This window comes from Vibrio sp. JCM 18905 (assembly GCF_055393305.1).
The window spans coordinates 415,574-429,443 of sequence record NZ_AP043878.1 but is presented as its reverse complement, the minus strand read 5'-3'; the positions used below and the strand labels follow the sequence as shown (position 1 = coordinate 429,443).

Genomic DNA, 13,870 nt, shown 5'->3' with positions numbered 1-13,870 from the left:
TAGCGAGTCCTTATCAGCAAGGAAAGGGCGATGATGACACGTCGGAGAAATTATCGGACTCAAGCAAACGCAATGCGTCCCAAAGCATCACTTGGTTGGAGCTTAGTACAGGAATACCAAAGCGGCTTGAGAAATAAGGCAGTAGATGCATGACTCGCATGTTCGTGCATGAAATAAATATCGCGTCCACAGTGCAATCAATCGACTCAAGCAGCTGCGCTAAGGCATTTTCTACGTCTTGTCCTCCAATGGTTGGGATATGGGGATCGTAGTCGAGATTGAAATACCCAAAGGCCAGAACGTCAACGCCATGTTCGGTCATGGACTCATAAAGTGGGTGATTGACGTCATTGGTATACGGCGTCAGCATAACGATTCTTTGAGCTTGATGGTGTTCAAGCGCTCTCAGTGCGGCTTGCCAAGGGTTAGTTGTTATGGCTTCGGGTCTCTCTTGACGAATTAAATCAGTGATTTGATCGGAGCCAATGAGCACACTAGCTGACGTACAGCCAAACGCCATGACGTTGATTGGCCACATTGGCACGATGGTGCGTACACACTCGCGGATACTGTTTTGCATGTCTGTTAAGTGCAGAGGATCGACAGTACCAGTGGTGAGAAAGCGTGAAGTGTATAAGCGGACATCTGCGGGTAAATGCTCGCGCCATTCGTTTTCTAGCACATAGTCGGTCGCGAGTTGAATGAGTCCGATTGAACGTTGATAAGCGGATACATCCGTCGAAAACTCAAACTGAGTGGTTAAAGATTGAAACGTACAGAGCTCTGGCATGTTACGGCCCTCAAAAAGTGCGGTGGTTGCCCACCGCCAAAGTCACAGGGAATAAGTTACATCGTGGATTGAATTCTGGTGAGTTGTTGAGCGGTATAGTCAGCGATTGCGGTGTCTTGAACGCCAGTCCCTGTTAAATCACATACCGAAACATCGTCAACACGCCTTGAGTAGGGGTGTTTGCCGCAAATGATGTCGCCAAGTTCGACTAGGCTACGGGTGAGCGGTTTGTCTACACCACGTAATTCGCCAAGTGATTCTGACTGACTGATTCGATCAACCACCAGATGCTCAGCATTTAGGATGACTGAGGTGGCAAGCTCACGTTTATGAGGACTGTCTGAACCCATAGCGATCACGTGTGCTCCTGATGGGATATCTTCCCAGTTCAGCAAAGGTTCTTTTGATGGTGTTGTCGTGACAATAATGTCGGCTTCTTGGCATGCTTGCTGGATAGAGGAGTGTACGGATACGGATAGATCGTATCGTTGCTCCATGCGTTGTTTGTAAGCCTGCGATTTTGTGTTGTCTCTTGCCCAGATGTTCACTTGGGAGATTGGCCTAACTAATTTTATTGCAGCGACTTGTAGTTCTGCTTGAAGCCCACTGCCAATAACCGTAATTTTGGATGCTTCTGAGTTCGACAGGTATTTCGCGGAGATAGCGCCAGCGAGAGCAGTACGAATGTCGGTTAGATACCCTTCGTCAAACAATACGCTATCAACCAGCCCTGTTTTCGCGCTAAAGAGCACCATCAAACCATTTAGGCTGGGTAGTCCCAGTTTTGGGTTATCAAAAAATCCTGGGCTGATTTTTATCGCGAAGCGCTCATTACCTTTGATATGCGCCGTTTTTACATCCACTTCGCCGTTATGCTCTTCAATTGCCATGCTAAGAATCGGAGGCATGGTGACGTTGCCTTGCCCAAGCGCTTTGAAGCCATTTTCCACGGCCGCTAACGCATTAAGATCTAACTGAGTCACTTGCTCTATCTGAGATTTATTATAGATTTTCATTCGCACGACCTCGGTTATTCTTTGACTTGGCGGCCAATTTTTAATGCCGTCTCAAAAGTGTCTGAAGAGACGTTTTTTCCACTGAGCACCAAAACGACTTTCTTACCGCGTAAGTCCAGTTGATGCTGGTGAATGGCGGCAAGCCCCACTGCGGCTGCGCCTTCTACGGCAAATTTTTCTGCATCGAAAATATCTGCCATGCCTTTGGCTATGTTGTGTTCACTGACTAAAAACGCTTTATCCATGACTTCTTGCACGAGTTTGAAGGTATAGCGATTGTCTAAACCTATGCCGCCACCTAAGCTGTCAGCAAACGATTCGTGCTCTTCAACTTGTACTGGTTTTCCTGCTTTAATGCTTTCTACCATCGCTGCGCCTTTGTCCATGGAAACGCCATACACGTTCACTTTGCTGCTGTTTGATTTTGCGGCTAAGCCAATACCACCAATCAATCCGCCGCCAGATAACCCGGCGAAAATGACGTCGACATCAGGAAGATCTTCAATGATTTCTAGCCCAATGGTCCCTTGTCCGGCGATGATGTCTGGGTGTTCGAATGGTGAGAGATAGGTCATCGACTCTTCTTCTGTTAGCCTCAATGCTTCTCGCTCCGCGTCGTCTTGAGCTTGCCCAACAATTCGAACTTCTGCGCCTAATGCTTTAATTGCGTCGACTTTGTTTTGTGGTACTAAATTGGACATACAAATCACGGTGCGGACTCCTAGTCGTTTCCCAGCATAAGCCACGGCACGGCCGTGATTACCAGTAGAGCAAGTGACGACGCCATGTCGTTTTTGTTCCTCACTCAGTTTGTTCATGGCATGAGTCGCTCCACGCAATTTAAAAGCACCAATAGGTTGTAGTGTTTCCAGTTTTAACCAAATTTCACATTGATATTGTTGCGATAACAGTGGTGAGTGAAGTAATGGTGTGCGACTGACTAATCCGTTAATCGCTTTCTTTGCGGCAAAGATTGCTTGTGTTTCCATGTAGTACGTCTCTTAGGACCGCCCCCTCTAATTTGGTCAGAGGGGGCGGTAATCGTTGGTAGGTTTGTGAGTTGGTTAATTCGCGGCTATTTTGGCTGCCACTGTTTAGACGTGACGAGGTTATCCATCACTTTATTGACCGCTTGGTGCGCTTTGTCGACAATAGTGTCGATGTCATTACGGTTCGCGATAAGAGGTGGAGCAAAGCCGAGGATGTCACCATGTGGCATGGCACGAGCGATTAAGCCTTGCTCTAAACAGGCTGCCGCGATTTGCGGACCCACTTTCAAGTTTGGATCAAAGTGTGCTCGGCGGAGTTTGTCTGAAGAAAACTCCAACGCATGCAACAAGCCAACGCCACGAGTATCACCGACCAATGGATGATCGTTAAACGTCTCCGCCATGCGTTGCTGCAAGTAAGCGCCGACTTCGGCTGCGTTTTGCACCAAGCCTTCACGTTCAATGATATCGAGGTTGCAGTTCGCGGCTGCCGCTCCCATTGGGTGACCGGAGTAGGTATAACCGTGTCCGATAGCGCCCCATTGGTCGGTGCCGTTTTCTAGCACACTCCAAACTCGTTCACCGACGATCACGCCAGACAACGGTTGATACGCTGAGGTTAACCCTTTCGCTACCGTGATGAGATCCGGTTTCATGTCGTAGTGCAGTGAGCCAAAATCGGAGCCGAGGCGACCAAAGCCACAGACCACTTCATCCGCAATCAAGAGTACATCGTATTTGTCGAGTACTTTACGAATCGCCTGCCAGTACCCTTCTGGTGGTGGCACAATACCGCCAGTACCGAGCACTGGTTCCGCAATCATCGCTGCGACCGTTTCTGGGCCTTCTTCCAAGATCATCGCTTCGAGTTGATCCGCACAATATTGAGAGAATTCAAGCTCAGACATACTCTCGTCTTCACGGCGATAGTAATACGGCGCCATGGTGTGCTTGATGCGCTCAAGCGGTAAATCAAAATGTGCGTGGAACAGAGGCAGCCCTGTCATTGAACCCGAAGCGATACTTGAGCCATGGTAGCCGCGATCACGGGAGATGATTTTTTTCTTCTCTGGTAGACCACGAGCATTGTTGTAATACCACACCAACTTAAGTTGAGTTTCGTTCGCATCGCTGCCTGACATGCCGTAGTAGACTTTACTCATGCCTTCAGGCGCCATTTTGATGATGCGATCTGACAGTGTCACTAGTGCTTCGTTCGTATGACCGACGTAAGTGTGGTAGTACGCCAGCTCTTTGGCTTGTTCATAAATAGCATCGGCCATTTCAGTCCTGCCATAGCCAATGTTCACACAATACAACCCGGCAAAGCCGTCTATCAGCTCGATGCCTTCTGAATCGGTGATGCGTATTCCGCTTCCGCTCGAGATAATTCTTCCCGAAAGCTCCCCAGCCGCATACTGCTTCAGGTGGGTTGAGGCATGAAATACTCTCTGACGGTCGATCTCTAAAAGTTGTTGGGTTTTGTTGCTCATGATCCTTCTCCTCGAATAATTGGATATCCATATTTCGTGCCTTAACTGCCACTGACGGTAGGTAAAGCGCCTAAGCAGCAGTATTTGATTTCACTGTATTCTTCAAAGCCGTGGCGACTGCCTTCTCGTCCAAGCCCTGACTGTTTCACACCGCCAAATGGGATAGGGTGGCCAGTCATCTTGACGGAGTTCACGCTCACCATGCCAAATTCCAAACCACGCATGCAGCGCCAAATTTGGTGAATATCGTGACCATAAACATAGGCAGCTAAGCCGTACTCAGTGTCGTTGCTCATTTCAATCACGGTATCTAAGTCTTGGTAAGGCAAAACGCCTGCCACAGGGCAAAAATTCTCTTCGCGATACACCGCCATATCAGGGGTGACATCGGCCAGCAATGTCGGCGCAAAGAAGTTTTCGCCTGGTACGGGCTGGTGGTATCCCGCTACCAATCGCGCGCCTTTGTCGAGTGCGTCACGCACCAAATCATGCGCTTTATCCACCGCAGTGCGATTGATCAGCGGCCCCATGGTGGTTTTTTCATCTAAACCATTGCCTAAAACGATGTGGCTCATTTCTTTGGCAAACGCTTCCAAAAACGCTTCGTACTTATCGTCAGGGACGAAAATACGGTTTGCGGCCAAGCAGTCTTGTCCTGCTGTTTGAAACTTGGCATCCACGGCAGCTTTGGCCGCTTGCTCGACATCCATATCTGGCAGCACGATGAAAGGGGCATTACCGCCGAGCTCCATACTGCATTTTTTCACGGTTTGTGCCGCGTCGCGCAGCAGCAACTTACCCACTCGAGTTGAACCTGTGAACGAGAGCGCTTTGACTTTATCGGAGTGACACAAGGTTTGCGAAACCATCACCGCATCGCCAGTAATCACGTTAAATACACCAGGTGGAAAGCCTGCTCGGTCTGCTAATTCTGCCAAGGCCAATGCGGAGAAAGGCGTTTCACTGGCAGGTTTGATGAGCACCGGACAGCCTATCGCTAATGCTGCGGCGGCTTTACGGGTGACCATTGCATTAGGAAAATTCCATGGTGTAATCAGTGCCGCGACGCCAATCGGTTCGCGTACCGTCGATAGTTGCGCATTCGGAATATGACTTGGGATGGTTTCGCCATAGCTGCGGCGTGCTTCCTCTGCAAACCAACGAACAAAGGATGCGCCGTAGTCGATTTCACCTAAAGCATCACCTAATGTTTTGCCTTGCTCCATAACCATCAAACGAGCAAGATCTTGTTTTGATTCTAAAATCAGATCGTGCCAACGCATGAGAATTTCAGCGCGTTCTTCTGCTTGCATTTTTCGCCATTGACGAAAGGCTTGGTCGGCTTCATCAATCGCTTGATAGAGTTGTTGCTGAGATAGCTTGGTAATGTAGCCGATGACCGTACCATCCGCTGGATTATCCACCGGATGAAATTGGTCACCACTTACCCATTTGCCATTTACGTACGCTAAACCTCTCACCAAACGTACGTCTTTCATTATCGCCATCATGTCGTGCGAGGCTTTTAATTCCTCAGCATGTAAGCTGTGCAGTGCTGTCATGAGTCCTTCTCCCAGCGTCGTTGTCCATAGTTAAACTGTAATGGAGAAGTGACCGAAATAATTTCTGATGCCGAGGTTTAAACCATCAAAACTTTCTTTTCCACACCGTTAGATATGGTGATTTTTCTGGTTGTCTTTTAAGCGTGTTTTCCCTTTTAGAACAAGGCGTTTTGGTTCACTTCTAATGTGCCTGCATCACGTTTGATTGTTTTCGTCACGATGTAAGTAAAGTAGCGCTCAATGCCCACTTCTGACTCTAACCAGTTGTCGATAAGCCGCTGATATTGATCAATATCTTCCGACTGAATTTTGAGGATGTAATCGACACCGCCGCCTGTGGCATAACAATCAGTGACTTCTGGTGAGTGTTGAACCAGTTGCTCGAAACGTTTGAACGCTTGGGCGCTGTGCTCTTTGAGCGTAACTTCAACCATGACCGACGTTCGTTTGAACAAAACATCGGTATTTACTTTTGCCCCGTAGCCTTCAATGATGCCTGCTTCTTCCAGTTTTTTGACACGCTCCCAGCAAGGGCTCACGGATAGGTTAATGGCCTCGGCAAGGTGAGATTTGGTAATACGGCCATTGTCATGAAGTATTTGTAGAATTTTTACGTCGTAGCGATCGAGGCGCATAATTGGTCTCCCTGTAAAATACCAATCAGTTCAGAATAGTTGATGACTGGTCAACCGCTATAAGGTGGCCCGAAGGCCACTCCTTTTTCTGTTATTGATTGAACTCTTGTTCCAGTGAGCTCAGCACTGCTTTACCGCTGTCGCCTGTAAGCTCGATGTATTTGTCCCGCATTGGCATAGAGGCTTGTTTAAATGCTGCACGTTCGTCACTGTCGAGTTTGATCATCTGCATATCTGGTTTTGCTTGCTTAATTTGATCAAGACGTTTTTGGTTAAACTCATCCTGTTTTTCAAATATAAAGTCAGTCATACCAGCGATGACTTTATTGACCTGATCTTGGCGGGCTTGTGGGAGGGTTTCGAACCAGCTGTTATTGGTAATGACAGTAGTAGTAAATTGTTGTTGTCCTGCCCAGATCATGTAGTCGTTCACTTCGTAGAACTTCATTTCTTCGATAGCAAAAACGGGGTTTACTTGACCATCGATCATTTTAAGTTGCAGAGCACCATAGACTTCTGAGTAGGGTAAAGGCGTAGGGTCGGCTCCAAACGATTTATAAGCCTCAACCAGCATTGGCGATGCCATCACGCGCATTTTGAAGTTATCAAAATCTTTTGGAGAACGAATCTCACGGTTGGTCGTCCACACCATTTCACCTTCTGGATACATAGTGAGAAGTTTGAGGTTTTTCTGTTCTAGCTTTCCGCCGAGTGTGTCATAGATAGTAGGGCTTGAACTCAGCACTTTTTTATTCACATCATTGTCTTGCGACAAAAGGTAAGGGATGGAGAAAACCTGCATTTCGGGCACGAATGAACCAAAAATACCTGGCGATGCGTTGGTAAATTGGATAATACCGTTCGCAGTAAGCTCGGTAAGATCTTCTGACTGACCTAATGTGCCGTATGGATAGACTTCCACTGTGACGTCGCCATCGGTTGCATTTTCGATGCGCTTTTTAAACTCTTGCGCATAAGCATCTTGCACCGAGCCTTTGACTTCTTCTAGAGCGAATTTCCACGTTTCTGCATAAACATTGCTGGTGGCAAAGCTGGCTGCGATCAGTACGGCACTCGTTAGGTAGCTGTGTTTCATCGGATTCATCCATTTCTTCCTTAATCAGTTTGTGAGTCAATTCACCAACGGCAGGTGATACACCAGACCCGATGTTGTGTCGTGTTTAGGGCGTGTTGACCTTTCGAGCTGATTTTTGCAGCGCTTTGTGGGTGGCCTACATAAAAAGCCGATAACGCAGTAGAAATGAACCACAAAGGCTGCCCGAAGGGTTCGAGCTAGGCGCCCCCGCAAAAATCGTTTTATGCTTTGTTGAAGACCATTTGCTTAGAATGACTAGGCTGCATAGTCTTCGCCGCGCCTAAAACGATTTTACCTCGAACAAAATTTAACCGCGAAAGGTCAATACGCCCTAGTAAGAGTTAGTTTAATTCGCCACAGTCTTCGGCAATTACGGCGACCGTGTCACCAATGTTGACCATGGCAGGGAAACGACGTGCAGCAAAAATCCCACTGCGCTGCGCTTTGTATTCGATTGGGTCGCTCCCTGTACGCTCGGTTGAATAGATTCTTGCCAGTACATCGTCTTGTTTGATGGTATCGCCAAGCTCAAATAAGTATTCGGTGATACCGTTGTGCTGGCTTTGCACGTAGCAACTTGCATCGGGCATATCAAGCAACCTAGTTGGCAGGGGTGGTTTTTCGTAATCACCTGATAAGTTGCCCGAAAAACGCAAGAAGTTACGAATACCACGGTCGGCATAAGCGATGGTTTCTGGAGTGCTGGTTCCGCCACCTCTGAGCTCTGTGGTGACGAAAATTTTGCCTTGAGATTCCACTGCGGTGTCGTACAGGCTGGTGGCGTCCATTTCGAGCAAGATCATGGTGTAAGGTGCGCCAAACAGCTTTGCACCTAAGATGCATGCTTCTTCTTGATCGAGGTTGTCGAGGCGATGGGCTGCGGCGAAAGGCACGATGTCTAACGTTTTACCACCTGAATGAATGTCTAACGCAAAATCGCACATGGGTACTAAGTAACGAGTAAAGTAATCCGCGATTTTTTCGGTCACTGAGCCTACAGGGTTTCCGGGAAAGCTGCGATTTAAATTCCCTTTATCGATAGACGATGTGCGCGAGGCATTTTGTACCGCAGGTAAGTTCATCATTGGCACAATAATGACGCGACCTTGGATTTGCTCTGCTTGCAGCGAGTTTGCCAATTTTAGCAGGCTGGTGATGCCTTCGTATTCATCACCGTGATTACCGCCAGTAAGCAGCGCCGTTGGCCCGTGACCATTTTTTATCACGGTGATAGGTATCATGATGCTTCCCCAAGCGGAGTCATCATGGGAATAGGGCAGCGCTAAAAAGCCGTGCTGCACGCCTTCTCGGTCAAAGTCTACGGTGGCTGTGATCGAGCTCTTTTGCATATCGAGTCCTTTTTGTTCTTAAGCCTAGTTCAACAGAACTTACGGTTTGAAAAGTTAGTGTTTAACAAATAAGTGGCGTGGGAAATCACACAGTGTTTTTGCACCATCACGGGTGATCACAATGCTTTCGGTGGTTTCTAACCCCCAATCTTCAAACCATAGCCCCGGCATAAAGTGGAATGTCATGCCTTCTTTTAATACGGTTTTATCGGTGTCTCGCAAGCTCATGGTTCGTTCGCCCCAGTCAGGAGGGTAGCTCAGACCAATTGGGTAACCACATCGGGCGCCTTCACGTGAGAATCCTGCTTTATCGAGGACTTGGTTCAATGCGTTGGCGATGTCGGCGCAAGTATTGCCTGGTCTTGCGACTTCTAAGCCTGCTTCGAGACCTAAAGTTAATGCTTCATCTGCACGTTTGAATTTGTCGTCCGGTTCCCCAAGAAAAATAGTGCGAGAGAGTGGGCAATGGTAACGGCGATGCGCGCCAGCGATTTCGAAAAAAGTACCTTCGCCTTTTTTGAAAGGCCTATCATCCCACGTAAGGTGAGGTGCAGAAGCATCAGAACCAGATGGCAAAAGCGGTACGATCGCGGTGTAATCGCCAAAGTGATCTTCATGCCCAAGTACTGCTTGGCGGTTAATCTCGGCGACAAGGTGATGTTTAGGCAATCCTGGCTCGATCATATCGAACGCGACGCGATGCATATTTTCAACAATGCGAGCTGCGCGGTACATATAAGCCAGTTCTTGATCAGATTTAACGGCGCGACACCAATTGACTAGCCCGGTTGCATCGAGAAGTTGAGCATTCGGCAAGTGCGTGGTGAGTGACTCGTAAGCGGTGGCACTAAAGTAATAGTTATCTTTTTCCACCCCGATACGGCCGCGATCCCAAAGACGCGGGGCGAGTACCGCTTCTACCAGAAAATCCATTGGGTGTAATGGTGGATTCATTACATAATGGTCTGGGTAGTAGGTGATATTTTCTGCCGACATATACGCAGTTCTGTATGCCCCATTGGCATCTTGGCAGCGCCCAAACCAAACAGGCTCGCCAGATGATCCTACAACGACACATTGTGGGACATAAAAAGACCAACCGTCATAACCAGTCAGCCATGCCATGTTAGAAGGATCGTGAATGATAAGGACATCCAACTCTCGTTCTTCCATCGACTGCCGAACTTTTGTTAATCGGTCCTGGAATTCATCCAGTGTAAAATGCAAAGCAACGCCTCTCATATTTTCTCCTTGTTAAAAATCCGACGCCTTATGGGCCTTCGGAGACGTTGAGGTATTTCTACCTTCCACCAGGTCAGCCAGACCTGCGTTTAAAAACTATTGCAACTCACCACTGCGGCTGGGTTTGGATTAAACGATGCCATTTAACATGTTTGTTGAATCTATATTTCTCATGTCAATCATTACAATTGTGGCTCATTTTTGTGCATTACACCGCATTTGATGGCTAAAAACTCGCCATTTGTTAAATTGAAGTTACAATGAGCATTAAAAATGAATCAATTAAAATATTGTGTCATGACAATTTCTTTGAACCCGATCATTCGCCCAGGCACCGCTAAGTACATCTCCATTGGCAATTATCTTGTCGAATGTGTCCGCAGTGGTTACCTAAAACCCGGTACTCGACTACCCACACATCGTGAGTTTGCGGAGCAAATTGGCGTGAGCGTACAAACCGTCAGTCATGCATATGGTTATGCAGAGAAAAAAGGTGCGCTCGAGTCTTGGGTGGGAAACGGTACGTTTGTAAAGTCAGGCTTTGTGGATGAAAGCACGGACACGGAGTTCATGCTGACGCAAGAGATGAAAGAAACGCCGGATGAAATTGATATGTCGATCGCTCATCCGGTAGTAACCGATCGCCACATTACGCTTTTTAATCAGGCGTTAATGGACATTGCTGGGCAAACAAACAATCGCAGTTTGATCAGTAAAGCAAAGCCAGTAACAGGTCAGCCTCATCATATTGAGTCCGGAGCGCGATTTCTCAGTAGCCAAGGGTTAGACGTTGGTACCGATCAAATATTACTCACAAATGGTGCATGCCATGGCTTGACCTTGGCTTTAAGCACCGTTGTTGAACACGGTGATTTAGTCGCTTGTGGTCACTTAGTCGATCATGGCTTGATCTCTCGCTCGAGAATGCTTGGATTTAAGTTGCAGCCGCTTGAGATGGATGAGTTTGGTATCACGCCGTATGCATTTGAATGGGCATGTAAACACAAACCAATCAAGGCGCTGTGTTGCACACCGAGCATGGCCAATCCGAATAGTGCGCATATGGATATTTCGCGCCGAGAGGCGATAGCAAATATTGCAAAGCAGTATGAGATCTACGTGATTGAAGATGACGTGTATGGGGCACTAGAGCCCAATCGTGTCCCACCTCTCGCCGCACTGTTACCCGAGCAGGCTTTCTATGTTACCAGTTTAACCAAAGTCGTAGCGCCAGGTATGCGTACGGGCTATTTAACGGTCCCACGTCATTTTTTGCAGCATGCGATTGGCCGTTTAGCTGCGACGAGTTGGTCTGCGACCCCGTTACCGTTTGAAGTCGCTCATTTGTGGATCGAAAACGGTACATTAAATCGACTTGTTCGATTTCAAGTCAATGAATTTGCCAAGCGCCAGCGAATAGCAAAAGCCACTTTAGAAGGGCATGTTTATAGCTCACACCCGAATGGTCAGCACATTTGGTTGAGGTTACCCGAGCAGTGGAGCAGTGATGATCTGGTCGCTTCGGCTAAGCGTTCTGGGGTGCAGATCACGGGGTATAAACCTTTTGTTCTCGATACTAATCAGCCAATGCCTTACGTGCGAATCAGTTTGGGAGCAGAGACTAATCGAGGCTACATTAAGCATGGGTTATCTGTGATTGCAGAAATTCTCGATACAAACCCTCCAACCTCTCACTTTTTGGTCTGAGCAGTATGCTCTGACCAATTTTTTCTGCGAAAGCGCCAAGTTCAGAAAATCTTTCTTATTCACCTGATTGACTTGATTGTCATGAAAAAGATAACGTTTCATTAACATTTTGTTGATCAGGAGCAGCGTGGATGAAAGGGATTTTTCAGTGGCTAGATAAATATATACAGAAAGCGGAGGCGGCACTGCTCATTGGCTCGGTGCTTCTTATTGCGTTGAACTCAATTGCTAACGTGTTAGGGCGCTACCTTTTTAGCCAAAGCATCTACTTTTCAGAAGAACTCAATTATTTCCTCATTATTGCCGTCACGTTTATTGGTTGCAGTTATGCTGCCCGCCAATCTCGCCATATCCGTATGACGGCATTTACCGATATGCTTCCAAAGCGTATACAAACTTTAGCCAACGGCATTATTTATTTACTCACCGCCGCATTGGTGGCGGTGCTAACTTGGTATTCGTGGCAATACATTGGCAAGGTGAGCCAAATGGGGCGTCTTTCTCCTGCAATGCAAGTACCTTTGAGTTGGGTGTACTTAATCGCACCGATTGGCCTTTTCTTTAGCACGGTTCAGTTCGCGCGTGTGGGTAGTCGCCATATCAAACGTTTCATAACGCTGACAAAGCTTTCACGCTCATCTCGACCAGATGGCGTCGGCTCTGCCACTAAGCAGGAGAAAGCGCTATGACGACCGCTCTTGTTGCAACGATGATCACGTTGTTGGCTTTTGGCTTTCCGATGTTGGTACCGCTATTAGCGGCGACCATGTTGGGATTTATTGTTTTTCTTGGCTTGGGGCCAGATTTTATGATCCAGCAAATGCTTGCTGGCATCAAACCCGCTGCGTTGATCGCTGTGCCTATGTTTATTCTCGCGGCAGAAATTATAACCCGAGGCGTGGCAGCAACGCGTTTGCTAGATGTCGCAATGGCGTTTGTAGGGCACGTTCGTGGCGGTCTGGCGATCACCTCATCGCTTAGCTGTGCGATGTTTGGTGCGGTATCGGGGTCTACACAAGCCACCGTTGTTTCTGTTGGCTCTATTATGCGACCGAAAATGTTGGAGTATGGTTACAAAGACAGTTTTGCTTTGGCTTTGATTATTAACGCCTCTGACTTAGCGCTCCTTATTCCACCGAGTATCGGTATGATCATCTATGGTGTGGTGTCTGGAACATCGGTTGCGGAGCTGTTTATTGCTGGTATTGGACCGGCGATCGTGATTTTATTGATGTTTTCTGCCTACTGTTATTTTTATGCAGGCAAAAGCTCTGTAGAAAATGCCCCGCGAGCCAGCTGGAAAGAACGTTGGACCACAATACGTAAAGCGGTTTTACCATTTGGTTTTCCGATCATTACTGTTGGCGGTATTTATGCTGGAGTATTTAGCCCTACCGAAGCGGCGTCGGTTTCGGTGTTGTACGCTGTGTTATTAGAAATGGTTATCTTCCGTAAAGTGAAATGGAAGGAGCTTGGCGAAATCGCGCTTTCTACGGGCATGGTTACCGCGGTGGTATTTATCTTAGTCGCAGCAGGGGCTGCTTTTTCTTGGGTAATTTCATTTGCCCAGATCCCGCAAGAATTGTTGGGTATGATCGGGATTAATGATCTTTCGCAGACCGAGTTACTGGTCGTTATTTCAATTGCGTTCTTTATTGGTTGTATGTTCGTTGATCCAATCGTAGTGATGCTGATTTTGATCCCTATCTTTGCACCTGTGATTAAGTCCTCTGGCATTGACCCAGTACTGGTCGGCACCATCGTGACCTTGCAAGCTGCGATAGGTTCTGCAACGCCGCCATTCGGTTGTGATATTTTCACCGCGATTGCCGTGTTTAAACGCCCTTATGTAGAAGTGATTCGCGGCACACCACCGTTTGTGTTCATCTTGCTTTTGGTCTCCGTGATGCTGATTTTCTTCCCTTCGATTTCACTTTTCTTACGTGATTTAGCGTTTCGATAGTATCGACTAAACGCTCAAAGCCGCTGAA

The 13,870-nt window shown here is 47.5% G+C and carries 12 protein-coding genes; 3 read left to right on the top strand and 9 right to left on the bottom strand.

The window, feature by feature from the left end; all coding sequences use genetic code 11:
* Window positions 1-13: 13 nt before the first annotated feature.
* The 9 genes from ACZ5ZC_RS01750 to doeA all read right to left on the bottom strand — a co-directional run bounded on the left by ACZ5ZC_RS01750 (window position 14) and on the right by doeA (window position 10,172).
* Window positions 14-790 (bottom strand): maleate cis-trans isomerase family protein, encoded by a 777-nt coding sequence (locus ACZ5ZC_RS01750; RefSeq protein ID WP_464931697.1) that lies wholly within the window; start codon window positions 788-790, stop codon window positions 14-16.
* Window positions 791-846: 56 nt separating this feature from the next.
* Window positions 847-1,806 (bottom strand): cyclodeaminase, encoded by a 960-nt coding sequence (locus tag ACZ5ZC_RS01745; RefSeq protein ID WP_464931696.1) that lies wholly within the window; start codon window positions 1,804-1,806, stop codon window positions 847-849.
* Between the two features lie 14 nt (window positions 1,807-1,820).
* Complete coding sequence (gene eutB / locus ACZ5ZC_RS01740) at window positions 1,821-2,795, bottom strand: hydroxyectoine utilization dehydratase EutB (RefSeq protein WP_258692162.1); 975 nt, start codon at window positions 2,793-2,795, stop codon at window positions 1,821-1,823.
* A gap of 86 nt (window positions 2,796-2,881) precedes the next feature.
* On the bottom strand, window positions 2,882-4,288 hold the full coding sequence (locus tag ACZ5ZC_RS01735; protein ID WP_053808062.1) for an aspartate aminotransferase family protein: 1,407 nt from the start codon (window positions 4,286-4,288) through the stop codon (window positions 2,882-2,884).
* A 41-nt stretch (window positions 4,289-4,329) separates the two neighbouring features.
* Window positions 4,330-5,850 carry an NAD-dependent succinate-semialdehyde dehydrogenase gene (locus ACZ5ZC_RS01730; RefSeq protein WP_464931695.1) on the bottom strand — a complete coding sequence of 507 codons (1,521 nt, stop codon included), beginning with the start codon at window positions 5,848-5,850 and terminating at the stop codon, window positions 4,330-4,332.
* Window positions 5,851-6,005: 155 nt separating this feature from the next.
* Entirely contained in the window at window positions 6,006-6,485 is a 480-nt protein-coding gene (locus ACZ5ZC_RS01725) for an Lrp/AsnC family transcriptional regulator (protein ID WP_006741393.1), read from the bottom strand.
* Between the two features lie 91 nt (window positions 6,486-6,576).
* Window positions 6,577-7,590: a TRAP transporter substrate-binding protein gene (locus ACZ5ZC_RS01720; RefSeq protein WP_005392727.1), complete on the bottom strand. Its 1,014-nt coding sequence runs from the start codon at window positions 7,588-7,590 to the stop codon at window positions 6,577-6,579.
* A 332-nt stretch (window positions 7,591-7,922) separates the two neighbouring features.
* Window positions 7,923-8,930: a N(2)-acetyl-L-2,4-diaminobutanoate deacetylase DoeB gene (gene doeB / locus ACZ5ZC_RS01715; protein WP_226420397.1), complete on the bottom strand. Its 1,008-nt coding sequence runs from the start codon at window positions 8,928-8,930 to the stop codon at window positions 7,923-7,925.
* A gap of 54 nt (window positions 8,931-8,984) precedes the next feature.
* Window positions 8,985-10,172: an ectoine hydrolase DoeA gene (gene doeA / locus ACZ5ZC_RS01710; protein WP_005392731.1), complete on the bottom strand. Its 1,188-nt coding sequence runs from the start codon at window positions 10,170-10,172 to the stop codon at window positions 8,985-8,987.
* Window positions 10,173-10,445: 273 nt separating this feature from the next.
* Here doeA and ehuR point away from each other — a divergent pair, with 273 nt between their 5' ends.
* The 3 genes from ehuR to ACZ5ZC_RS01695 all read left to right on the top strand — a co-directional run bounded on the left by ehuR (window position 10,446) and on the right by ACZ5ZC_RS01695 (window position 13,842).
* Complete coding sequence (gene ehuR, locus ACZ5ZC_RS01705) at window positions 10,446-11,879, top strand: MocR-like ectoine utilization transcription factor EhuR (RefSeq protein WP_464931694.1); 1,434 nt, start codon at window positions 10,446-10,448, stop codon at window positions 11,877-11,879.
* Between the two features lie 131 nt (window positions 11,880-12,010).
* On the top strand, window positions 12,011-12,568 hold the full coding sequence (locus ACZ5ZC_RS01700; RefSeq protein ID WP_074190438.1) for a TRAP transporter small permease: 558 nt from the start codon (window positions 12,011-12,013) through the stop codon (window positions 12,566-12,568).
* Window positions 12,565-13,842, top strand: a complete 1,278-nt coding sequence (locus ACZ5ZC_RS01695) for a TRAP transporter large permease (RefSeq protein ID WP_005392736.1) — start codon at window positions 12,565-12,567, stop codon at window positions 13,840-13,842. The genes ACZ5ZC_RS01700 and ACZ5ZC_RS01695 overlap by 4 nt, the downstream gene beginning before the upstream one ends.
* Window positions 13,843-13,870: the final 28 nt, after the last annotated feature.